The sequence below is a fragment of the Inquilinus sp. NPDC058860 genome, assembly GCF_042743185.1.
Taxonomy (GTDB): domain Bacteria; phylum Pseudomonadota; class Alphaproteobacteria; order DSM-16000; family Inquilinaceae; genus Inquilinus.
Genome location: NZ_JBHYMS010000058.1, coordinates 17743 through 37548 on the forward strand (window position 1 = coordinate 17743; position 19806 = coordinate 37548).

Annotated in this window: 19 protein-coding genes; 7 read left to right on the plus strand and 12 right to left on the minus strand. The window is 69.6% G+C overall.

Annotated features, from left to right (window positions below; translation table 11 throughout):
• Positions 1-28: 28 nt before the first annotated feature.
• Positions 29-1096 carry an aldo/keto reductase gene (locus tag ACFW16_RS29220; protein ID WP_380311788.1) on the plus strand — a complete coding sequence of 356 codons (1068 nt, stop codon included), beginning with the start codon at positions 29-31 and terminating at the stop codon, positions 1094-1096.
• A gap of 13 nt (positions 1097-1109) precedes the next feature.
• Here ACFW16_RS29220 and ACFW16_RS29225 read toward each other — a convergent pair whose 3' ends face one another.
• The 4 genes from ACFW16_RS29225 to ACFW16_RS29240 form a co-directional block, all read right to left on the minus strand.
• Positions 1110-1313, minus strand: coding sequence for a hypothetical protein (locus tag ACFW16_RS29225; protein ID WP_380311790.1), 204 nt, complete (start codon positions 1311-1313; stop codon positions 1110-1112).
• Positions 1314-1333: 20 nt separating this feature from the next.
• The gene (locus tag ACFW16_RS29230) at positions 1334-2089 is read right to left on the minus strand and encodes a MipA/OmpV family protein (protein ID WP_380311793.1); all 756 of its coding nucleotides are present in this window, start codon (positions 2087-2089) and stop codon (positions 1334-1336) included.
• A gap of 184 nt (positions 2090-2273) precedes the next feature.
• Entirely contained in the window at positions 2274-3566 is a 1293-nt protein-coding gene (locus ACFW16_RS29235; protein ID WP_380311795.1) for an ATP-binding protein, read from the minus strand.
• Positions 3567-3634: 68 nt separating this feature from the next.
• The gene (locus ACFW16_RS29240) at positions 3635-4366 is read right to left on the minus strand and encodes a response regulator (protein ID WP_380311798.1); all 732 of its coding nucleotides are present in this window, start codon (positions 4364-4366) and stop codon (positions 3635-3637) included.
• A 270-nt stretch (positions 4367-4636) separates the two neighbouring features.
• Here ACFW16_RS29240 and ACFW16_RS29245 point away from each other — a divergent pair, with 270 nt between their 5' ends.
• From ACFW16_RS29245 to ACFW16_RS29255, 3 genes are all read left to right on the plus strand, one after another.
• Positions 4637-5719, plus strand: a complete 1083-nt coding sequence (locus ACFW16_RS29245) for a substrate-binding domain-containing protein (protein ID WP_380311801.1) — start codon at positions 4637-4639, stop codon at positions 5717-5719.
• A 76-nt stretch (positions 5720-5795) separates the two neighbouring features.
• Positions 5796-8057, plus strand: a complete 2262-nt coding sequence (locus ACFW16_RS29250) for an ABC transporter permease (protein WP_380311804.1) — start codon at positions 5796-5798, stop codon at positions 8055-8057.
• A complete protein-coding gene (locus ACFW16_RS29255) occupies positions 8054-8809 on the plus strand; it encodes an ATP-binding cassette domain-containing protein (RefSeq protein WP_380311807.1) in 756 nt (251 codons plus the stop codon). Before ACFW16_RS29250 ends, ACFW16_RS29255 begins: the two co-directional genes overlap by 4 nt.
• Before the next feature lie 7 nt (positions 8810-8816).
• Here ACFW16_RS29255 and trmFO read toward each other — a convergent pair whose 3' ends face one another.
• Positions 8817-10184, minus strand: a complete 1368-nt coding sequence (trmFO, locus tag ACFW16_RS29260) for a methylenetetrahydrofolate--tRNA-(uracil(54)-C(5))-methyltransferase (FADH(2)-oxidizing) TrmFO (RefSeq protein ID WP_380311810.1) — start codon at positions 10182-10184, stop codon at positions 8817-8819.
• Positions 10185-10323: 139 nt separating this feature from the next.
• On the opposite strand from trmFO, the gene ACFW16_RS29265 reads away from it, so the two are divergent.
• Entirely contained in the window at positions 10324-11217 is an 894-nt protein-coding gene (locus ACFW16_RS29265) for a hypothetical protein (RefSeq protein ID WP_380311813.1), read from the plus strand.
• A 9-nt stretch (positions 11218-11226) separates the two neighbouring features.
• Here the strand turns inward: ACFW16_RS29265 and ACFW16_RS29270 are convergent, their stop codons facing one another.
• Complete coding sequence (locus ACFW16_RS29270; protein ID WP_380311816.1) at positions 11227-11511, minus strand: DUF2218 domain-containing protein; 285 nt, start codon at positions 11509-11511, stop codon at positions 11227-11229.
• 121 nt (positions 11512-11632) lie between these two features.
• On the opposite strand from ACFW16_RS29270, the gene ACFW16_RS29275 reads away from it, so the two are divergent.
• The gene (locus tag ACFW16_RS29275) at positions 11633-12406 is read left to right on the plus strand and encodes a cyclase family protein (protein WP_380311818.1); all 774 of its coding nucleotides are present in this window, start codon (positions 11633-11635) and stop codon (positions 12404-12406) included.
• A 1-nt stretch (position 12407) separates the two neighbouring features.
• Here ACFW16_RS29275 and ACFW16_RS29280 read toward each other — a convergent pair whose 3' ends face one another.
• From ACFW16_RS29280 to hutU, 5 genes are read right to left on the minus strand one after another with little or no spacing between them, the layout of a single operon-like run.
• A complete protein-coding gene (locus ACFW16_RS29280) occupies positions 12408-13253 on the minus strand; it encodes an aminoglycoside phosphotransferase family protein (RefSeq protein WP_380311821.1) in 846 nt (281 codons plus the stop codon).
• Positions 13250-14038, minus strand: a complete 789-nt coding sequence (hutG, locus tag ACFW16_RS29285) for an N-formylglutamate deformylase (protein ID WP_380311824.1) — start codon at positions 14036-14038, stop codon at positions 13250-13252. Before hutG ends, ACFW16_RS29280 begins: the two co-directional genes overlap by 4 nt.
• Positions 14038-15582: a histidine ammonia-lyase gene (hutH, locus tag ACFW16_RS29290; protein ID WP_380311827.1), complete on the minus strand. Its 1545-nt coding sequence runs from the start codon at positions 15580-15582 to the stop codon at positions 14038-14040. The genes hutG and hutH overlap by 1 nt, the downstream gene beginning before the upstream one ends.
• A 1-nt stretch (position 15583) precedes the next feature.
• Positions 15584-16219, minus strand: a complete 636-nt coding sequence (locus ACFW16_RS29295) for a pyridoxamine 5'-phosphate oxidase family protein (RefSeq protein WP_380311830.1) — start codon at positions 16217-16219, stop codon at positions 15584-15586.
• On the minus strand, positions 16212-17921 hold the full coding sequence (gene hutU / locus ACFW16_RS29300; protein ID WP_380311833.1) for a urocanate hydratase: 1710 nt from the start codon (positions 17919-17921) through the stop codon (positions 16212-16214). Before hutU ends, ACFW16_RS29295 begins: the two co-directional genes overlap by 8 nt.
• A gap of 88 nt (positions 17922-18009) precedes the next feature.
• On the opposite strand from hutU, the gene hutC reads away from it, so the two are divergent.
• Entirely contained in the window at positions 18010-18759 is a 750-nt protein-coding gene (gene hutC / locus ACFW16_RS29305; protein ID WP_380311836.1) for a histidine utilization repressor, read from the plus strand.
• Here hutC and dapA read toward each other — a convergent pair.
• On the minus strand, positions 18714-19628 hold the full coding sequence (dapA, locus tag ACFW16_RS29310; protein WP_380311839.1) for a 4-hydroxy-tetrahydrodipicolinate synthase: 915 nt from the start codon (positions 19626-19628) through the stop codon (positions 18714-18716). The two genes, hutC and dapA, sit on opposite strands and share 46 nt — an antisense overlap.
• Positions 19629-19806 lie beyond the last annotated feature (178 nt).

Consider the following 19806-nt stretch of genomic DNA (forward strand, 5'->3'; position numbering starts at 1 on the left):
CTTCCGGCCAGCACTGCAGGAGACGACCATGAGCGACACGCTGTACCATTATCGGCTGCTCGGCCGGTCCGGCCTCAGGGTCTCGCCGCTGGCGCTCGGCGCCATGACCTTCGGCACCGACTGGGGCTGGGGCGCCGACGAGCCGGAGGCGCGCCGGATCTTCGACACCTATGTCGACCGCGGCGGCAACTTCATCGACACCGCCAACCAGTACACCGACGGCAGCTCCGAGCGCCTGGTGGGCCGGTTCGCGGCTGATCGCCGCGACCGGCTGGTGATCGCCACCAAATACACGCTGCCGCTGCGGGCCGGCGATCCGAACTCCGGCGGCAACCACCGCAAGAGCCTGGTCCGGTCGGTCGAGAGCAGCCTGCAGCGGATGCAGACCGACTATATCGACCTGCTCTACCTCCACGCCTGGGACTTCACGACTCCGGTCGAGGAGATCCTGCGCGCCATGGACGACGTCGTCCGGGCCGGCAAGGTGCTGTATGTCGCGATCTCCGACGCCCCGGCCTGGCAGGTGGCGCGGATGCAGACCATCGCCGATCTGCGCGGCTGGTCGCCGCTGATCGCGCTGCAGATCGAGTACAGCCTGATCGAGCGGACGGTGGAGCGTGACCTGATCCCGATGGCGCGCGAGCTCGGCCTCGGTGTCATCCCCTGGTCGCCGCTGGCCAGCGGCGTGCTGACCGGCAAGTACGGCCGGGCCGATCTCGATATCGGCGGCGGCACGGCGGAGGCCGCGGGCACACGCAAGAACGTCGCCGCCGGCAACGGCGCCCTGAGCGAGCGGGGCCTCGCCATCGCCGAGGAGGTCAAGGCGGTGGCGGCCGAGATCGGCCGGACCCCGGCGCAGGTCGCCCTGGCCTGGACCCTGCTGAACCCGGCCGTGACCGCGCCGATCATCGGCGCGCGGACGGCGGCGCAGCTCGAGGACAATCTCGGCGCGCTCGACGTCGTGCTTTCGGACGACCAGCGGGCACGGCTGGACGCGGCGAGCGCCGTCGACCTCGGCTTCCCGCACGAGTTCCTGGCCCGGCCGATGACCCGCAACGTCATGTTCGGCGATGTCAGGATCGCGCCGCGGCGCTAGGCCGGAGCTTGCGTCATGGCGTCTTGTCCTCGGTCACGGAAGCCGCGAGCCGCAATGGCGGCTCGCGGTGCGGCGGGATCGGCCGCGCCGCGTCCCGGGCGGCGCGGCACAGGGCCCAGAGATACGGTGCGGCGCAGAGCAGGATGCCGCCGAGCCAGAGCATGGCAAGGATCATGATCTGGTCCTCCAGGGCTTCGATCAGGCCGAGCACGAACACGATCGCCGCCGCGGCCGGCCTCAGAACCGATACCCGATGGCCAAGCCGACCGAGGGTTGCACCTGGCTTTCGGTGATCGGGCTGTCCGCCGCGTCACCGAGGAGGACGCCCACGCCGGCATTCGCCATGGCGAACCAGTTCTCGGAGAACGCCCATCTCAGCCCGATCTGGAAGTCGACGCTCTTGAACCCGGACCCGGCGTCGAAGCGCTCCAGCCCGGATTTCCGCGACTGGGCCGGCGAGACGCCGAAGAAGGTCTGCATGGTGTCGTCGTCAGCCCAGGTGGCGGAGATGCCGGACGTCAGGGTCCAGCTTTCGGACAGCGGCACCTTCACCGACACGTCGGGCCGGACCTGCAGGCCTTCGCTGCCGCCGAAATCCTTGGCGATGTCGAGGCCGATCTGCACCATGCCGAAGGAATAGGATCCGAAGATATGGCCGCGCGCGGCGGCGTCGATGTCGCCCAAACCCCTCAGATGGTCCTCGTCATCCTCGTCGCGCCCCGGTGCGAAGCCCACCGACACGCCCAGCCTCAGTGCCTCGGTGCGCACGACGTTCACCCCGACCCCGCGTTCCATGTCGAGGAAGATCCGATCCCGCCAGTTGATCGAGACGAAGGGCCCCGGCGACACCGAGAACTTGTCCGATCCCTCGTAGCTCGGAGCGACCAGGGCGCCGGCGCCGAGCACGAAAGTCCAGTCGTCGGAACCGGCGGCCTCCGGAGCGGGAGCGTCCTCCGGCGGGACGATGATCGCGTCCTGGGCCTCCGCACGCATGCTCGCCCCCGGAAGGACCAGGCACGTGCCCGCGATGGCCAGGGGTGCATAAGTCCTGATTCGGAAGATATTTCGTCGCAACGAAGAGACGGCAGTCGATAACGACGCTGGCATGCGATTCATCCTGTGACTCGATTGAGCCAGGAGAATAAAAGCCGGCCGAACTGCCAGGTTTTAAGTTATATTAAGAGATATTTCCGAAGTGTCCGGCTATGGCGGGGTCCCGGGGTAGCGACATCCGGACGAGGAGGCCGCGCGGCGCGTGGTCGAGCAGATCGATGCTGCCGCCATGGCCACGGACGACATCGCGGGCGATTGAAAGGCCCAGCCCGAAGCCCCTGCCCGAAGCCACGGAGCGCGTGTCGTCGCCCTTGAAGAACGGATCGAAGACCTTCTCGCGCAGCGGCGCGGGAATGCCCGGCCCGTCATCCGTCACGTCGATCTCCGCCATACCGCCCTCGCCGAGCCGCAGGCCGACTCGCACCGCCGACCCATGCTGAACGGCGTTGTTCACGACGTTGCTGACGGCACGGGTCAGCGCGTTGGGCCGGCAGATCCAGGCCAGGCGCGGCGGCCCGGCATAGGCGACGCCGTGGCCGACATCGCCGAATTCGGTGCAGACGGTCTGCAGCAGGCTCGACAGGTCGACCCGAGACATGCGCTCTTCGCGGATGCCGGGCCGCAGATACTCCAGCGTCTCGTCGAGCATATCGCTGATCCGCACGACCTCGTGCAGGATACCCTCCCGCAGCTCCGGGTCGCCGATCCGTTCGGCGCGCAGCCGCAGGCGGGTCAGCGGCGTGCGCAGGTCGTGGCTGATGGCGGCCAGCATGCGGGTGCGGTCGTCGATCAGGGCGCGGATGCGGGTGCGCATGTCGTTCAGGGCACCGGCGACCTGGCCGATCTCGCGCGGCCCGCGGCGGTGGACCAGGCGGTCGTCGTCGGGCGAGCGCCCGAAGGATTCGGCGGCCGCGCCCAGCGCCGACAGCGGCGCGATGATCCAGCGCACCGCATAGATCGACAGGAACAGCACGAACACGATCATGGTGACGATGATCAGGACCGTGGGCTTGAGGATGAACGGCCACAGGCCGGCCCAGTTCGGCGTCGGAAAGAGCAGGATGGTGTGATCGTCGACCCGCACGACGAGGCCGTCGCCGGCATCGGACGGAAGGATGGCGGCGCGGGCGTCGATGCCCCAGAGGGTCTTCAACTGATAGGCGATCAGGCCGGACAGAATCGACGTCGGCTCGCCGTCGGGCTGGACCGCGAACCCTGCCGGCGCTCGAATGACACCGGCGCCGGCACGCCGGGCAATGTCGAGGATCCTGTCGCCCTCCTCCGGGGTGCCGGCACTCTGGAAGATCTGGGTGATCTTGGCGATTCCAGCCGCCGAAAGGACGACCCCATCCCGCGCGTCGGGTTCCCTGAAGAACAGGAACAGGACGGAGCCGATCAACCCGATGCCGAGCAGCATCGAGACGGCGACGATCCCGGTGATCTGGCTGACGATGCTGCGCGGGATCAGGCGAGAGAGGAAGCGCATCAGGCCGGCTCGACCCGTTCGGTGAACATGTAGCCGCCGAGACGCACCGTCTTGATGAAGCGCGGGTTGTCTGGATCCGGCTCGATCTTCTGGCGGATGCGGCTGACATGGACGTCGATGCTGCGCTGGACCGGGCTGGCCAGGCCGCTGTGCGTCAGCTCGATCAGCTGGTCGCGCGACAACACCTGGCCGGGATGCCGGCACAGCGCCGCCAGCAGGTCGAACTCGACGCTGGTCATGGCGACCTTGACCCCCTCGGGGTCGTGCAGTTGCCGCGACGCCGGGTCGATCCGCCAGCCGGCGAAGCGCAGCGGGCGCATGCGGCCGCCGTTCCCGCCCTGGGCGCGCCGCAGCAGCGCCCGGATGCGCGCCACCAGCTCGCGGGAATCGAACGGCTTGGGCAGGTAGTCGTCGGCCCCGATCTCCAGCCCGACGATCCGGTCGACCGCGTCGCCTCGGGCCGTCACCATGATGATCGGGATCGCCGACACGGCCCGCAGCCGGCGGCAGATGCTGAGCCCGTCCTCGCCCGGCAGCATGATGTCGAGCACCACGAGGTCGATCCCGGTCTGGCCCAGCGCCAGGTCCATCTCGGCCGCGGCGGTGGCGGTGGAGACGGCAAAGCCGCTGTCCGAGAGAACGCCCTGCAGCATCCGGGAGATATCGAGATCGTCCTCGACGAGCAGCACATGCGGCTGTGCCTCCGGACGTGCCGCTGCGGAGGTCGACATGGTCTTTCTGGATCCTGCCATGGCCCCATTGTCTCAGCGGGCCGTCGAGCGATCATCCGTCCAAATGTTATTTTTTGTAAACGCCGGCCGTTCGTCGCCTGCGGCCCGACCGGGTCGGCGCTTCGCAAATCGATCACCGTCCGGCTTCTGCGCCGGGCCATTTCGCCTCCGGGCTGGTCAATTTGCCCCACAAATTGTATATCTGAGAGTGAAAATATTACCGGCGCCAGGACTGGGCAGCCGGAAACATAATAGGGGAGGAGTATAACGATGCGGACGCTTCTGGCGGGCGTGAGCATGCTCGCGCTGTTCGGTGCCTTCGGCGGGACTGCGGCGGCCCAGACCGGCATGCTGGACAAGGCGGTCGGCGGCTACACCTTCGACCAGGCGGCGAAGGAGAGCCCGGACACCAAGAACTTCAACAACAAGGATGGCAAGCTGACCTTTGCCATCGTCACCCACACCGCCGGCAACGGCTTCTTCGACCCGACCTATGTCGGCGCCAAGGTCGCGGCCGACATGATCGGGGCCAACCTGCTGATGCTCGGCTCCGAGGCGCCGGTCGACGACATCCCGCGCGAGCTCGAGATCCTCAACCAGATCGTGCAGGACCCGACCATCGACGGCGTCATCATGACGACGCCGCAGGCCGGCGCCTATGACGACCTGGTGAAGAGGCTCGAATCCAAGGGCATCCCGGTCGCCACCACCAACAGCTTCGACGCCACGATCTACAACCGCAGCTCGATCAGCCACACCGGCCAGGCTTCGTCGGCGGCCGGCATCGGTGGCGAGGCGATGGCGAAATGCGTCCTCGACTCCGGCGCCAAGAGCGGCAGCATCCTGTTCCCGAGCACGACCACGCTCGGCAATGTCGAGGTCAACAACCGCGTCACCGCCGCCTTCGAGGCGACGGTGAAGACGCTGGAGGCCGCCGGGCGCCTGAAGGACTTCCAGGTCGATGCCGGCCCGACCAACATCGGCATCGACGTCGACCAGAACAACGCCACCGGTTCGGTGGTCAGCCTGATCGAAAGCCGCGGCGACGTCGTCGGCATCATGGGCAACAACGCCTTCGTCACCCCGGCGATCGGCGACGCCGTGGCCCAGCTCAAGATCGGCGACAAGATCTGCAGCTACGGCTTCGACCTGGGGCCGAAGCAGCTGGAGCAGATCAAGAACGGCAATCTCGACGGCGCGCTCGGCCAGCAGCCTTTCCTCCAGGGCTTCTGGCCGGTGATGCAGCTGTATCTCCAGATCGACCGGGGCGTCTCCGCCGCCGATCTCGACACCAAGGCGCAGCTGGTGACCAGCGGCAACGTCGACAAGGTCGGCAAGCGCTTCGAGAACTGAGGCCCGATCGGTCGCACGGCCCTCGCCTCGGCGGTGGAGGCGAGGGCCGCCCCCGGACAGCAGCCGACGAGGGATCATGGCAACCACGACCGCGCCCGAGCCGGCACGGCCGACACGCTTCGGTGGCTTTGCCTATGGCTGGGAGGTCGGGCTGCTCCTGGTCATGGCGGCGCTCTATTTCGCCGGCACCCAGGTCAATCCGCGCTTCTTCGGCGACCTGACGGCGCTGCACAGCGTGCTCCGCGACGCCTCCCGCTTCGGCGTGATGGCGGTCGGCATGACCTTCGTCATCGTCAACAAGGACCTCGATCTCTCCGTCGGCTCGACCACGGCGATCGTCGCCGTGCTGTTCTCGATCCTGTTCGCGCCGACCCATTACGATCTCGGCATCGGAATCGCCATCGCCGCCAGCGCCGCCCTCGGGCTGCTGATCGGGCTCCTGAACGGCGCCCTGGTCACGGTGCTCCGGGTGCCCGCCTTCATCGCCACGCTGACCATGCTGTTCATCGGCCGCGGCTTCGTGCTCGGGCTGACCGGCGGTAAGAACATCGCCTATGAGGTGAAGTCGCGCGATTTCGGGATCTTCTCCCTGGGCGAGACCAACGCATTCGGCTTCAACAACCAGATCCTGATCTTCCTGGTCGTGGCCGTGCTCGGCGGCGCCCTGCTGGCCTTCACCCGCTGGGGCTACGAGACCTATGCCGTCGGCGGCAACGCGATGGCCGCCGACTATGCCGGCATCAGCAGCCGGCGGGTTCGGATCCGCGGCTTCGTGCTGTCCAGCCTGTGCGCGACGCTGGCCGGGCTGATGACCGTGTTCCAGGACAAGGGCGTCAACAGCGGCTACGGCGTCGGTCACGAGCTGATCGTGATCTCGGCCGTGGTCGTCGGCGGCGCCAGCATCATCGGCGGCCGCGGCCGGATCCTCGGCTCCTGCATGGGCGCGCTGCTGATCGTGCTGATCGACAAGGTGCTGCGCGAGGGCATTCCGATCGAGCGCGTGGTCAAGGTCGGCAAGAGCGAGATGGTGGTCCAGGCCATGGCCGCGCTGCCGCCGGGAGCGGTGCCGGTCTTCCTCGGCCTGATCCTCCTCGCCGCCGTGCTGATCGAGCCGTGGATCTTCCGCCGCAAGGTGATTCCGCGGCTGTGGGCGCGGCTGCGTCGGCGGCCCCTGCCGGTGCCGGAGGTGGAGACGGTCGCGATCGAGACCGTGCAGACGCATGGCTCGGCCATGGCGGCGCAGGAGATCCACGCCCGCGGGCTGATGTGGTTCCTGACCCAGCGCGAGGCGGCGGCGGTGATCTTCATGGTCCTGCTCTGGGCGCTCGGCATGTATCTGCGGCCGGACTTCTGGGGCAGCCTCGACAACAGCTTCAACCTGCTGCTGGCTTTCACCGAGATCGGGATCATGGCGGTCGGCATGACCTATGTCATCGCCAATGGCGACATCGACCTGTCGGTCGGCGCGGTGTTGGCGCTGTCGGGTGCGACCGCGGCCTTCCTGATGAAGTTCCTGGGGGTGGACCCGGCGCTGGCGGCCCTGACCGCCTTCTGCGCCGGGACCCTCGCCGGCGTGATCAACGGCCTCTTGACCACCAAGGCGCGGCTGCCGGCCTTCGTCGCCACGCTCGGCATGTTCTACATCGCCCGCGGCCTGGCCGCCTGGTTCGTCGCCGGCCGCCAGCTCAGCCAGTTCCCGGAGAGCTACAACCTGATCGGCCGCAAGCTGATCGAGGTGCTGCGCTATTTCGGCCTCGAGCCGGCGCCGGGCACTCTCTGGTCGGCCGTGGCCAGCGCCGTCAGCACCCAGTCGATCGTCCTGATCATCCTCGCCATCATCGCCGGCATCGTGCTGTCGAAGACCGTGATCGGCTACAAGGTGCTGGCCACCGGCGGCAACCGCCGCGCCGCCGACTATGCCGGCATCGACACCGACCGGGTGCGCTTCGGCAGCCTGGTGTTCAGCGCCATGTGCGCGTCGCTGGCCGGCATCGTCTACATCGCCTATTACCGCAGCTTCAACCCGTCGGCCGGGCAGCTGCGCGAGCTCGACGTCATCGCCGCCGTGATCATCGGCGGCGGCAGCATCTTCGGCGGCTTCGGCACCATCCTGGGCGCGCTGGCGGGGGCCGCCGTCATCACTCTGATCCGGGCGCTCCTGTCCCTGCAGATCTTCCTGCCCGGCGGAGAGTCGATGGTGATGCCGCAGCACTGGATCAACGTCTTCATCGGGCTGATCCTGATCGTGGCCGTGCTCGGCGACATCTGGCTGCGCCAGGAAGGCCTGGTGCAGCGATTGTTCAGGCGGCTGCGTCCGCAAAGGGAGCGAAGCGCATGACCGAGCCAGGCACCCCGATCGTCGAGATGATGCGGATCGGCAAGAGCTTCGGCGCCATCCGCGCGCTGACGGATGTCCGTCTGCGTCTGATGCCCGGGGAGATCCTGGGCCTGGTCGGCGACAACTCGGCCGGCAAGTCGACGCTGATGAAGATCCTCACCGGCGCCTATCAGCGCGATTCCGGCGACATCCTGGTCGCCGGCGAGGAGGTGCATTTCCGCAGCCCGCACGACTCGCGCGACCGCGGCATTGAGATGATCTACCAGGACTTCGCGCTGTGCGGGAACATGGACGTCGCCGCCAACGTCTTCCTCGGCCGCTGGCCGACCAAGGGCTGGTTCGTCGACCGCCGGCGGATGGAGGCCGAGGCCGACGACGTGATGCGCCGCCTGAAGGTCGACATCAACCATGTCCGCCAGCGGGTCGAGAGCCTGTCCGGCGGCCGCCAGCAATCGGTCGCGATCGCCCGCGCGATCAGCTTCGATCCGAAGGTGCTGATCCTCGACGAGCCGACCGCGAACCTCTCGGTTCCCGCCACCGAGCGCCTGCTCGAGACCATGGACGAGCTGCGGCGGCACGGCGTCGCGCAGATCATCATCAGCCATCGCCTGACCGACATCTTCGAGATCGGCGACCGGATCATGGTGCTGAAGCGCGGCCGCAACGTCGGCGAGCGGCTGATCCGGTCGACCAGCGAGAAGGAGGTGCTGGAGCTGATCGTCCAGGGCGAGCCGGAGACAATCCAAACCTGAGGGTGACTCAGGCGGCCGCGCGACGGCCGAGCCAGAGGTCGAGATCGGCCAGGGCCCGCTCGCTGTACAAGCTCTTGCGGTCGCGACCCTTGACCTTCTTCTGGCCGGGCTGCCGCTCAGGGATCTCCGGCGGCGGGAACAGGCCGAAATTGACGTTCATCGGCTGGAAGGTCTCGGCCTCGCCGCCGCCGGTGATGTGGCTCAGCAGCGCGCCCAGCGCCGTGGTCACGGGCGGGGCCACGATGGCACGGCCCAGCCGCTCCGCGGCCGCCATCCGGCCAGCGAGCAGGCCGATCGCCGCGCTCTCGACATAGCCCTCGACGCCGGTGACCTGGCCGGCGAAGCGCAGCCGCGGCATCGCCTTCAGCCGCAGCACCGGATCCAGCACCCGCGGGCTGTTGATGAAGGTGTTGCGGTGCAGCCCACCCAGCCGCGCGAACTCGGCGTCCTGCAGACCGGGGATCATACGGAACACCCGCACCTGCTCGGCATATTTCATCTTGGTCTGGAAGCCGACCATGTTGAACAGCGTGCCCAGCGCGTTGTCCTGGCGCAGCTGGACCACGGCCCAGGGCCGGCGGTCGCTGTGCGGGTTGGTCAGGCCGACCGGCTTCATCGGGCCCCAGCGCAGCGTGTCCGGGCCGCGCTCGGCCATCACCTCGATCGGCAGGCAGCCGTCGAAATAGGGCGTGTCCTTCTCCCAGTCCTTGAACTCGGTCTTCGGCGCGGCCAGCAGCTCGCGGATGAAGGCCTCGTACTCCTCCTTCGACATCGGGCAGTTGATGTAGTCCTTGCCGGTGCCGCCCGGGCCGGGCTTGTCGTAGCGCGACTGGAACCAGGCGGTGCCGAAGTCGATGCTGTCGCGGTGGACGATCGGCGCGATGGCGTCGAAGAAGGCCAGCTCGGCCTCGCCGGTCAGGCCGCGCACGGCCTCGGCCAGGGCCGGGGAGGTGAGGGGGCCGGTGGCGACGATCACGCTGTCCCAGGCCTCGGGTGGCAGGCCGGCGACCTCGCCGCGCTCCACCGTCACCAGCGAGTGGTTCGCGAGCTCGGCGGTGACGCCGGCGGAGAAGCCGTCGCGGTCGACCGCCAGCGCGCCGCCGGCCGGCACCTTGTGGGCGTCGGCGTGGCGCAGGATCAGCGACCCGCAGCGCCGCATCTCCTCATGCAGCAGGCCGACGGCGTTGTGCATGGCGTCGTCGGAGCGGAAGGAGTTGGAGCAGACCAGCTCGGCGAAGCCGTCGGTGTGGTGCGCCTCGGTGCCGCGCACCGGCCGCATCTCATGCAGCACCACCGGCACCCCGGCCGAGACCAACTGCCAGGCCGCTTCGCTGCCGGCGAGGCCGGCGCCGATGACGTGGACGGGTGTGCTCATCGAACCAATCTCCTGCGAAGGGCGTGACTGATACGCCGATCGTTCCGTCCAGGCAACGGGGCAGGCCCGGGTGCCTTTGTCATGCCATGCTCCTGCATGTATCTAGAAGCCGTGCGCATGGGCGGGGAGGGGACATCGCATGGCGTCGAGATGGGCCTGGGTGCTGGCGGCAACGGCGCTGGCGTTTCCGTTCCCGGCTGCGGCGCAGGACGCGCCCGCGGGCGGCACCAACAATTCCTGCATCTTCGCCCATGACGGCGAATGCGACGAGGCCAACGGCACCTGTGCCGCCGGCACCGACAGCGCCGACTGCCGGCCGGGCGCCGCGGCCGACCCTGCGAATTCCTGCCGCTTTGCCTTCGACCGGCGCTGCGACGAGCCCGGCAAGGGCACCGGCCTCTGCGCCGCCGGCAGCGACACGGCCGATTGCGCCGCGGTGGCGCCGCCGCAATCCCCGGGCGTGCCGGCCCAGTCCGTGCCGCCGCAGGGCCCCGGCGACGACAGCTGCCCCTTCGCGCGGGACAATGAATGCGACGAGCCGGGGATCGGCTCGGGCGCCTGTGCCATCGGCACCGACACCAGCGACTGCAAGGCCAGGGGCGGCGGCTCGTCGGCCCCGGCTGCGCCTGTGACACCCGCGGCGCCGACCGGGCCGGACAGCTGCCCCTTCGCCCGCGACGGCGAATGCGACGAGCCGGGCGTCGGCTCCGGTGCCTGCGCCGCCGGGACGGACACCACTGACTGCAAGGCCGGGCAGGGCGCCGTCCCCGCGGCACCGGCCGCGCCGCCGTCCGGGGGCGACGACAGCTGCCAGTTCGCCAAGGACGGCGAATGCGACGATCCGGGCCGGGGCACCGGCCTCTGCACCGTCGGAACCGACGTCACCGACTGCTCGGCCGCGGGCGAAGGCTCCCCCAGCACCGCAGCCCCGGCGGCCTGCCCCTTCACCGGGGACGGCGAGTGCGACGAGCCGGACAACGGCTCCGGCCTATGTGCTGCCGGCACCGATGCGGAGGATTGCCGGAGGAAATGACCGGTCCGGCTAGACCGGCTTCCAGTCGATCTTGAGCTCCTCGCGGAAGGCGAAGCGGACGAGGTGCGAGGCGATGACGCCCTCCAGCCGGGTCAGCCCCGCGGCGTCCGGCGCCTCGTTGCGCAGCACCAGCAGGCCCGGCTCGGCCGTCAGGGCGGTGGCGCCCATCTCGAAGATCAGATGGCCTTTCGCGGCATCGAAGGTCGCCGGGATCTTGTGGCCGAAATGCTTGCACAGCTGCTGCAGGTACTTGCTGGCGTGCTCGGTGGGAACACGGGCTTCGGAGCTCGGCATGATGTCCTCTCGGATCGGGTGATCCTCACATAGGCTCGTTGCGAGCGGTTCGCAATGGCGGCTGGATCGCCGTCGCGGCACAGTGCCGGCGCCAACCCTGGCCCCGAAACGAGACGCATTCATGCCCAAGCTCATCGACATCTCGATCCCGCTCGAGAACGACGTTCCGGCCGACCCGCCGTTCCAGAAGGTCTCGATCAGCTACCGTGCCCATGAGGAGACGGCGCGCGAGCTCGCCTTCGTGTTCCCTGGCCTCAAGCCGGAGCAACTGCCCGACAGCATGGGCTGGGCGGTCGAGACGGTGGCCATCTCCACCCACAACGGCACCCATCTCGACGCGCCCTGGCACTACCACCCGACGATGGATGGCGGGAAGCGCGCCATCACCATCGACGAGGTGCCGCTGGAATGGTGCTTCCAGCCGGGGGTGAAGCTGGACTTCCGGCACCTGGCCGACGGCCACATCGTCACCCCGGCCGAGATCGATGCGGAGCTGGAGCGGATCGGTCACAGGCTGAAGCCGCTGGAGATCGTGCTGGTCAACACCAGCGCCGGCGCCCGCTACGGCCAGGCCGACTATGTCGACAGCGGCTGCGGCATGGGCCGCGACGCGACGCTGCACCTGCTGCGGCAGGGCGTGCGCGTGACCGGCACCGACGGCTGGAGCTGGGACGCACCGTTCAGCCACACGGCGCGGCGCTTCAAGGAGACCGGCGACGCCTCGCTGATCTGGGAGGGCCACAAGGCCGGCCGCGACATCGGCTACTGCCATCTGGAAAAGCTGCACAACCTGGAGGCGCTACCCGCCACCGGCTTCACCGTCAGCTGCTTCCCGGTGAAGATCCGCGCCGCCTCCGCCGGCTGGACCCGGGCGGTGGCGATCCTGCCGGACTGAGTCAGCCCGCCAGCAGGCTGCGCATCGCCGCGGCGGTCGCGATCGCCGCGGCGACGTCCTCGTCGTCGTCCTCGTCCTCGACATGCCAGAGGGCGGAGAGGACGGCCTGGGCGAAAGCCCAGCGCAGGATGCGCTCTTCGGACAGGTCCAAGCCTTCGGCGAAGAGCCGCACACGGTGCGCGATGTGCCGAGGGTCTCGATAGAGATGCTCGGCGCCACCCGGGTTCCGCAGGCTGGCGCCGGTCTCGTAGGCCAGCTCGCCGATGACGCCCTTGGGGTCGATCACCAGCCAGCCGCGATCGCCGCCGTCCAGCACGTTTTCGTGGTGCAGGTCGCCATGCAGCAGGAAGCGCCGGCCCTGGGTGGAGCAGAGCTCCATGTACTCGGCCTCGGAGCGGTCGAGCAACGCAGGCGGGATCTCGGCATGCGGCGTGCCGGCGCGGTAGCGGGCGAAAGCGCGGCCCCAATCCTCGACCGTCGGCCAGGGGCCGGGCGGTGGATCGTCCTGGTGCAGATCCGCCATCACACCGCACAGGATGCGGACGGCCTCGTCGTCCCGGCCGGCCAGCACGGCCTCGGTCAGCTCCGTTCCCGGCAGCGCCCGTTCCAGCAGCACAGCGTTCTGCTCGTGCCCCAGCACCCGCACGGCGCTGCGGCCGCGGTAATGCGCCAGCATGGCGGGACCCAGCATCTCGTCGCTGTTCGGCTTCAGCACCTTCAGCACGGCGCGCCGGTCGCCGCGACGGACGAAGGCGATATGGGCGCCGTTGCGCTCGATCGCCTCGCCGTCGGGTTCCAGCTCCCAGCGTTCAAGCCACAGCTCGATCGGCGACAGGGCGCTGATCACGGCGTCCAGGCCAGCATCGATTCCAGCACCCGGCGCAGCACCGCCTTCAGCGGCGGGGCCACGTCCGGCCGGTAGGCGAAGGGCGGGTCCTCGTCCATGTAGTGGCGCTGCGCCAGCTCCATCTGCAGTGCGTGCACGTTCCGCTCCGGCCGGCCGTAATGGCGGGTGATATAGCCGCCCCTGAACCGGCCGTCGACGACGTGGGTGAAGCCCTCCGCCGTGCGGCAGATCTCCGCGATCCGGTCCTTCAGCGCCGGCGCCGCCGAGGCGCCGCCGTTGCTGCCGAGGTTGAGGTCGGGCAAGACACCGTCGAACAGCCGCGGCACGACCGAGCGGATCGAATGCGCATCGTAGAGCAGGGCATAGCCGTGCCGGGCCTCGATCCGTTCCAGCTCCGCCGCCAGGGCGGCGTGGTACGGCTTCCACACCGTCTCCACCCGCTCGGCGATATCGGCGGCGTCCGGCTCGGCGCCGGGCCAGTACAGCTTCACGCCGTCGAAGCGGATGGTCGGGCACAGGCCGGTGGTGGCCTGGCCGGGATACAGGCTCTCGTCGTCCGGCGGCCGGTTCAGGTCGATGACATAGCGCGACTGCACCGCCTGGAGGACGCTGACGCCCAGTTCCTCGGCGAAGTCGTAGAGCTGGTCGAGATGCCAGTCGGTGTCGGGCAGGGGCCGGGCCTCCGGCACCAGGCGCTGGCGGATCGGCTCCGGCACCGCGGTGCCGACATGCGGGATGCTCAGCAGCAGGGGGGCGGTGCCCCTATGCAGGCGGAAGGCGTCCATCACGCGGCCTCCGGAACCGTGCTCGGCAGCAGGCCGGGCACATGGGGCAGGAAGGTGCCTGCCCGGACCAGGGCCTTGGCGGCCTCGATGTCGGGGGCGAAGAACCGGTCGACGTCCCAGGCTTTCACCCGGGCGCGGATCGTGGCCATCGCCGCCTCGATCGGCCCGGCGCTGCGCAGCGGGCGGTGGAAATCGATGCCCTGCGCCGCGGCCAGCAGTTCGACGCCGACGATCACGGCGGTGTTCTCGGCCATGTCGCCCAGACGCCGGGCGGCATGGGTTGCCATCGACACATGGTCCTCCTGGTTGGCCGAGGTCGGCAGGCTGTCGACCGAGCTCGGATGCGCCAGGCTCTTGTTCTCGCTGGCCAAAGCGGCCGCGGTGACATGGGCGATCATGAAGCCGGAATTCACCCCCGGATCGGACACCAGGAAGGGCGGCAGGCCGGACAGGTTGCTGTCGGTCAGCAGGGCGATGCGCCGCTCCGACATCGCGCCGATCTCGGCGATCGCCAGGGCCAGGTTGTCGGCGGCGAAAGCCACCGGCTCGGCGTGGAAGTTGCCGCCGGAGATGACGTCGCCGGTCTCCGGGAACACCAGCGGATTGTCGGAGACGGCATTGGCCTCGATCTCGAGAACCCGTGCCGCGTGCCGGATCTGGTCCAGGCAGGCGCCCATCACCTGCGGCTGGCAGCGCAGGGAGTAGGGGTCCTGCACCCGGTCGTCATTCTCGACATGCGAGGCGCGGATGGCGCTGTGCTCCAGCAGGCCGCGCAGCACCGTCGCCACTTCGATCTGGCCGGGCTGGCCGCGCCATTCGTGGATGCGGGCGTCGAAGGGCGCGTCGGAGGCTCGGGCGGCGTCGACCGACATGGCGCCGGCGACCAGGCCGGCGGCGAACACCTCCTCGGCCGCGAACAGGCCGAACAGGGCCAGGGCGGTCGAGACCTGGGTGCCGTTCAGAAGGGCCAGGCCTTCCTTCGGCGCCAGGGTCAGCGGAGACAGGCCGATCTGGCGCAGCGCGTCGGCGGCCGGCCAGCGCTTGCCCTTGAGCCGGATCTCGCCTTCGCCCAGCAGCGCCGCCGAGAGATGGGCGAGGGGGGCGAGGTCGCCCGACGCGCCGACCGAGCCCTTGGCCGGGATACAGGGAGTGGCGCGGGCGTCGAGCAGCGCCTGCAGCGCCTCGATCACCACCCAGCGCACGCCGGACCGGCCGCGGGCCAGGCCGTTGAGCTTGAGCGCCAGGATCAGCCGGACCACGGCATCATCGAGCAGCGGGCCGGTGCCCGTGGCGTGCGACAGCACCAGGTTGGTCTGCAGCTGCTGCAGCCGGTCGGTCGGGATCCGGGTCTGGGCCAGCTTGCCGAAGCCGGTGTTGATGCCGTAGGCGGTGCGGTTCTCGTCGACGATCGCGGCGACGGTGGCGGCCCCGGCCTCGATCTCCGGCCGGCAGGTGGGGTCGAGCCGCACGGCGGCGTCGGTGCGGGCGATGGCGCGGAGCTGCGGCAGCGTCAGGCGGCCGGCGGTGAAGGTGATGTCGGCCATGTCAGTACAGGCGGTTGCGATAGGAGTCTTCGAGGCGGGCATCGGCCTCGGCGGTGTCGATGCCCTTGATCTGATCGGACAGGATCTTGCCCAGGGTCGGGAAGCTGCCGCGTTCGATCTGCACCGCCGGGTCCCACAGCCGGGACCGGATCAGCGCCTTGCCGCAGTGGAAGTACAGCTGGTCGACCGTGACCCACAGGGCCGAGGTTGGGACCTTGCCGTCGACCGCCATCGACTGCAGCACCGCCGGATCGGTGATGATCGCGGCGCCGCCATTGACCCGCAGCGTCTCGTTCACGCCGGGGACGAAGAACACCAACCCGACCTTCGGGTTCTCGATCACGTTCGACAGGCTGTCGCACAGGTTGTTGCCGCGCCGGTCGGGGATCAGCAGCGTGGTCTCGTCGGCCACGGTGACGAAGCCGGGCGCGTCGCCGCGGGGCGAGGCGTCGGCGCTGCCGTCCGCCCCCGCCGTGGCGATCACCAGGAAGGGCGACAGGCCGATGAAGGCGCGGGCATGCCGGTCGATCCGGTTGAGGATCTTGTTCTGCACCAGCCCGCTCGGCTCCGGATAGCGGCTGCGCAGATCGGCCTGGTCCTGGACGATCCCCTCGGCGCGAAGGCTCCCGTCATCCATGCGTGTCCTCCAGCATCGGCAGCTTCAGGCCCTGTTCGCGGGCACAGTCGCGGGCGATGTCGTAGCCCGCATCGGCATGGCGCATGACGCCGGTTCCGGGGTCGTTGGTCAACACCCGTTCCAGCCGCCGTGCCGCCTCCGGCGTGCCGTCGGCGACGATCACCATGCCGGCGTGCTGGCTGTAGCCCATGCCGACGCCGCCGCCATGGTGCAGGCTGACCCAGGTGGCGCCCGAAGCCGTGTTCAGCAGGGCGTTCAGCAGCGGCCAGTCGGAGACGGCGTCCGACCCGTCCTGCATCGCCTCGGTCTCGCGGTTCGGGCTGGCGACCGAGCCGGAGTCGAGGTGGTCGCGGCCGATCACGATCGGGGCCTTGAGCTCGCCCCTGGCCACCATCTCATTGAAGGCAAGGCCCAGGCGGTGGCGCTGGCCGAGGCCGACCCAGCAGATCCGCGCCGGCAGGCCCTGGAAGGCGATGCGCTCGCGCGCCATGTCCAGCCAGTTGTGCAGGTGCGGGTCGTCCGGGATCAGCTCCTTCACCCGCTGGTCGGTCCTGTAGATGTCCTCCGGATCGCCGGACAGGGCGGCCCAGCGGAACGGGCCGATGCCGCGGCAGAACAGGGGGCGGATATAGGCCGGCACGAAACCGGGGAAGTCGAAGGCGTTGTCGACGCCGACATCCTGCGCCATCTGGCGGATGTTGTTGCCGTAGTCCAGCGTCGGGACGGCCATGGCGTGGAAGTCCAGCATCGCCCGGACATGCGTCGCCATGCTCTCCTTCGCCGCGCGCACCACGCCCTCGGGGTCGGTCAGGCGGCGAGACTCGGCCTCGGCCCAGCTCCAGCCCGCCGGCAGGTAGCCGTTCAGCGGGTCATGCGCCGAGGTCTGGTCGGTCACGGCGTCCGGGCGCCAGGCCGGGTCGTTCTTCGCCCGGCGCACGATCTCCGGGAAGATCTCGGCGGCATTGCCGAGCAGGCCGACCGAGACGGCGTGCCCTCGCGCCTTCGCCTCGTTCACGATCGCCATCGCCTCGTCCAGCGTGTCGGCCTTGCGGTCGACATAGCGGGTGGCCAGGCGGCGCTCGATCCGGCTGGCCTGGCATTCCACCGCGATCATCGAGGCGCCGGCCATGGTCGCGGCCAGCGGCTGCGCCCCGCCCATGCCGCCCAGGCCGCCGGTCAGGACCCAGCGCCCCTTCAGGTCGCCGCCATAGTGCTGGCGGCCGACCTCGGCGAAGGTCTCGTAGGTGCCCTGCACAATGCCCTGGCTGCCGATATAGATCCAGGAGCCGGCGGTCATCTGGCCGTACATCATCAGGCCCTTGGCCTCGAGCTCGCGGAAATGCTCCCAGGTGGCCCAGTGCGGCACCAGGTTGGAGTTGGCGATCAGCACCCGCGGCGCGTCGGTGTGGGTGCGGAACACGCCGACCGGCTTGCCGGACTGGACCAGCAGGGTCTCGTCCGGGGCCAGATCCTTCAGGCTGCGGACGATGGTGTCGAAGGACTGCCAGTCGCGGGCCGCCTTGCCGATGCCGCCATAGACCACCAGCTCGTCCGGGTTCTCGGCCACGTCGGGGTCGAGATTGTTCATCAGCATCCGCATGGCGGCTTCGGTCTGCCAGGTCCGGCAGCTCAGCTCCGGCCCGTGCGGCGCCCGGATGACGCGGCGGTTGGTGGCGGTCGTCACGGCAAGGCCTCCTCGCATAATTTGGTCTTGGGCTGAATTGGTATAGGGTTGTATATACAAGCTGTGACAGGCCGACAAGGGCCGGAGAGGACGCCGTGAAACCGTGATGGATCCCCAGCCACTGACACTGACGCTCGGCGAACCGCAGCCGCTGTACCGCCGCGTGAAGGCGATGATCCTGCGCTCGATCGAGAGCGGGGAGTGGCCGGAGAACGGGCGGGTGCCGTCGGAGAACGAGCTGGTGAAATCGCTCGGCATCAGCCGGATGACGATCCACCGGGCGCTGCGCGAGCTGACCGAAGCCGGGGTGCTGGTGCGGGTGCAGGGCGTCGGCACCTTCGTCGCCGGGGCCAAGCCCGAGGCGCCGCTGATGGAGATCCGCAGCATCGCCGACGACGTCCGGGCCCGCGGCCATGCCCACAGCGCCACCGTGGTCCTGCTGCGGCTGGAGACAGCGACGGCGGAGACGGCGGCGCGGCTGGAGGTCCCGGAAGGAGCCGCCATCGCCCATTCGGTGCTGATCCACCACGAGGACGGCATGCCGATCCTGCTGGAGGACCGGCTGGTGCGGCTCGACGCGGCGCCGCACTACCTGGCGCAGGACTTCACCCGGATCACGCCGCACGACTACCTGATGCAGGCGGCGCCGATGCCGGACGGCGAGCATGTGGTCGAGGCGGTGCTGGCCGAGCCTTGGGAGCGCGAGTCTCTCCGCATCGGCCGGCATGAGCCCTGCCTGCTGGTGCATCGCCGCACCTGGGCGGCGGGCCGGCTGGTCAGCGTCGCCCGCCTGCTGTTCCCCGGCTCGCGCTACCGCATCGGCGGACGGTTCACGAGCAGGCCCTCGGCCGCCTGACGCCGCTCGATCTCACGGTCGAGCCGGGCGGCGAGGGCGTCGCTGATCCCAGTCATCGGCAGGCGCAGCTCCGGGCTGTCGATCAGGCCGGTGCGCCACAGCCAATGCTTGATCGGCGCCGGGCTCGGCTCGGCGAACAAGAGGCGCGGCAGCTCGGACAGGTCCCGCCAGGCGGCGAGGGCGCCGGGCTGGTCGCCGGCCAGGAGGCGGTCGCGGATCGCGGCGAAGGAAGCGGTCTCGACATGGGCCGAGGCCAGGATGTCGCCGTCGGCGCCCTGGGTCAGGGCGGTGTAGAACAGCGCGTCCTCGCCGGTCAGCACCGAGAACCCGGCCGGCCGGTCGCGCAGCAGCTCGAAGGACTGCCGGGCGTCGGCGCAGCAATCCTTGACCCCGACGATGTTGGGCCGCTCGGCCAGGCGCAGCATGGCCTCGTTGCCCAGGTTGACGCCGGTCCGGTAGGGGATGTTGTAGATCAGGATCGGCCGGTCGGTCGCGTCGGCCAGGGCGGAGAAGTGGCGGACCAGCCCCTCCTGCGACGGGCGGACATAATAGGGGCAGGCGATCAGGTATCCCACGACCGGCCAGGCGGCGGTACGGGTGAGCTCCTTCACCAGCTTGCGCGTGTCGCTGCCGGACAGGCCGAGAGTGAGCGGCAGGGAGCATGCCTCCGCCGCGATCGCGACCACGCGTTCGGTCTCCTCGGCGTCCAGCGTCATGCCCTCGCCGGTGGTGGCGGCGAGGATCAGGCCATCGACCGGCGTGGCGCTGTAGTGCCGGACCAGCCGGCGCAGCGAGGCCTCGTCGAGGGAGCCGTCGCGGAACGGGGTGATCAGCGGCAGCCAGAGGCCGGTCGGGGCGGGAAGGGGCATGGTTCGTCTCCTGGTGAGGCCGGAGACGGGGAGGGCGCAGAGACGACAAGACCCCGTCCGAACCGGCGGGGTCTGGTTGATCCTGATGCGCGCGGCGGCTTACCGCGGGCAGCGATCTCCGGTCCCCGCGAGCGGGGCTTTTTTGGCTTTCGCGAGGAGGGCGCGGCCGGAAATCATG

Coding starts and splice junctions, on each gene's coding strand:
- ACFW16_RS29275 (WP_380311818.1), top strand. CDS start 11,633: ATGCCCAAGCTCATCGACATCTCGATCCCGCTCGAGAACGACGTTCCG.
- ACFW16_RS29270 (WP_380311816.1), bottom strand. CDS start 11,511: ATGCCGAGCTCCGAAGCCCGTGTTCCCACCGAGCACGCCAGCAAGTAC.
- ACFW16_RS29230 (WP_380311793.1), bottom strand. CDS start 2,089: ATGCGTGCGGAGGCCCAGGACGCGATCATCGTCCCGCCGGAGGACGCT.
- hutG (WP_380311824.1), bottom strand. CDS start 14,038: ATGGACGCCTTCCGCCTGCATAGGGGCACCGCCCCCCTGCTGCTGAGC.
- ACFW16_RS29295 (WP_380311830.1), bottom strand. CDS start 16,219: ATGGATGACGGGAGCCTTCGCGCCGAGGGGATCGTCCAGGACCAGGCC.
- ACFW16_RS29240 (WP_380311798.1), bottom strand. CDS start 4,366: ATGTCGACCTCCGCAGCGGCACGTCCGGAGGCACAGCCGCATGTGCTG.
- dapA (WP_380311839.1), bottom strand. CDS start 19,628: ATGCCCCTTCCCGCCCCGACCGGCCTCTGGCTGCCGCTGATCACCCCG.
- ACFW16_RS29235 (WP_380311795.1), bottom strand. CDS start 3,566: ATGCTGCTCGGCATCGGGTTGATCGGCTCCGTCCTGTTCCTGTTCTTC.
- ACFW16_RS29255 (WP_380311807.1), top strand. CDS start 8,054: ATGACCGAGCCAGGCACCCCGATCGTCGAGATGATGCGGATCGGCAAG.
- hutH (WP_380311827.1), bottom strand. CDS start 15,582: ATGGCCGACATCACCTTCACCGCCGGCCGCCTGACGCTGCCGCAGCTC.
- ACFW16_RS29245 (WP_380311801.1), top strand. CDS start 4,637: ATGCGGACGCTTCTGGCGGGCGTGAGCATGCTCGCGCTGTTCGGTGCC.
- hutU (WP_380311833.1), bottom strand. CDS start 17,921: ATGCGAGGAGGCCTTGCCGTGACGACCGCCACCAACCGCCGCGTCATC.
- ACFW16_RS29250 (WP_380311804.1), top strand. CDS start 5,796: ATGGCAACCACGACCGCGCCCGAGCCGGCACGGCCGACACGCTTCGGT.
- trmFO (WP_380311810.1), bottom strand. CDS start 10,184: ATGAGCACACCCGTCCACGTCATCGGCGCCGGCCTCGCCGGCAGCGAA.
- ACFW16_RS29265 (WP_380311813.1), top strand. CDS start 10,324: ATGGCGTCGAGATGGGCCTGGGTGCTGGCGGCAACGGCGCTGGCGTTT.
- hutC (WP_380311836.1), top strand. CDS start 18,010: ATGGATCCCCAGCCACTGACACTGACGCTCGGCGAACCGCAGCCGCTG.
- ACFW16_RS29220 (WP_380311788.1), top strand. CDS start 29: ATGAGCGACACGCTGTACCATTATCGGCTGCTCGGCCGGTCCGGCCTC.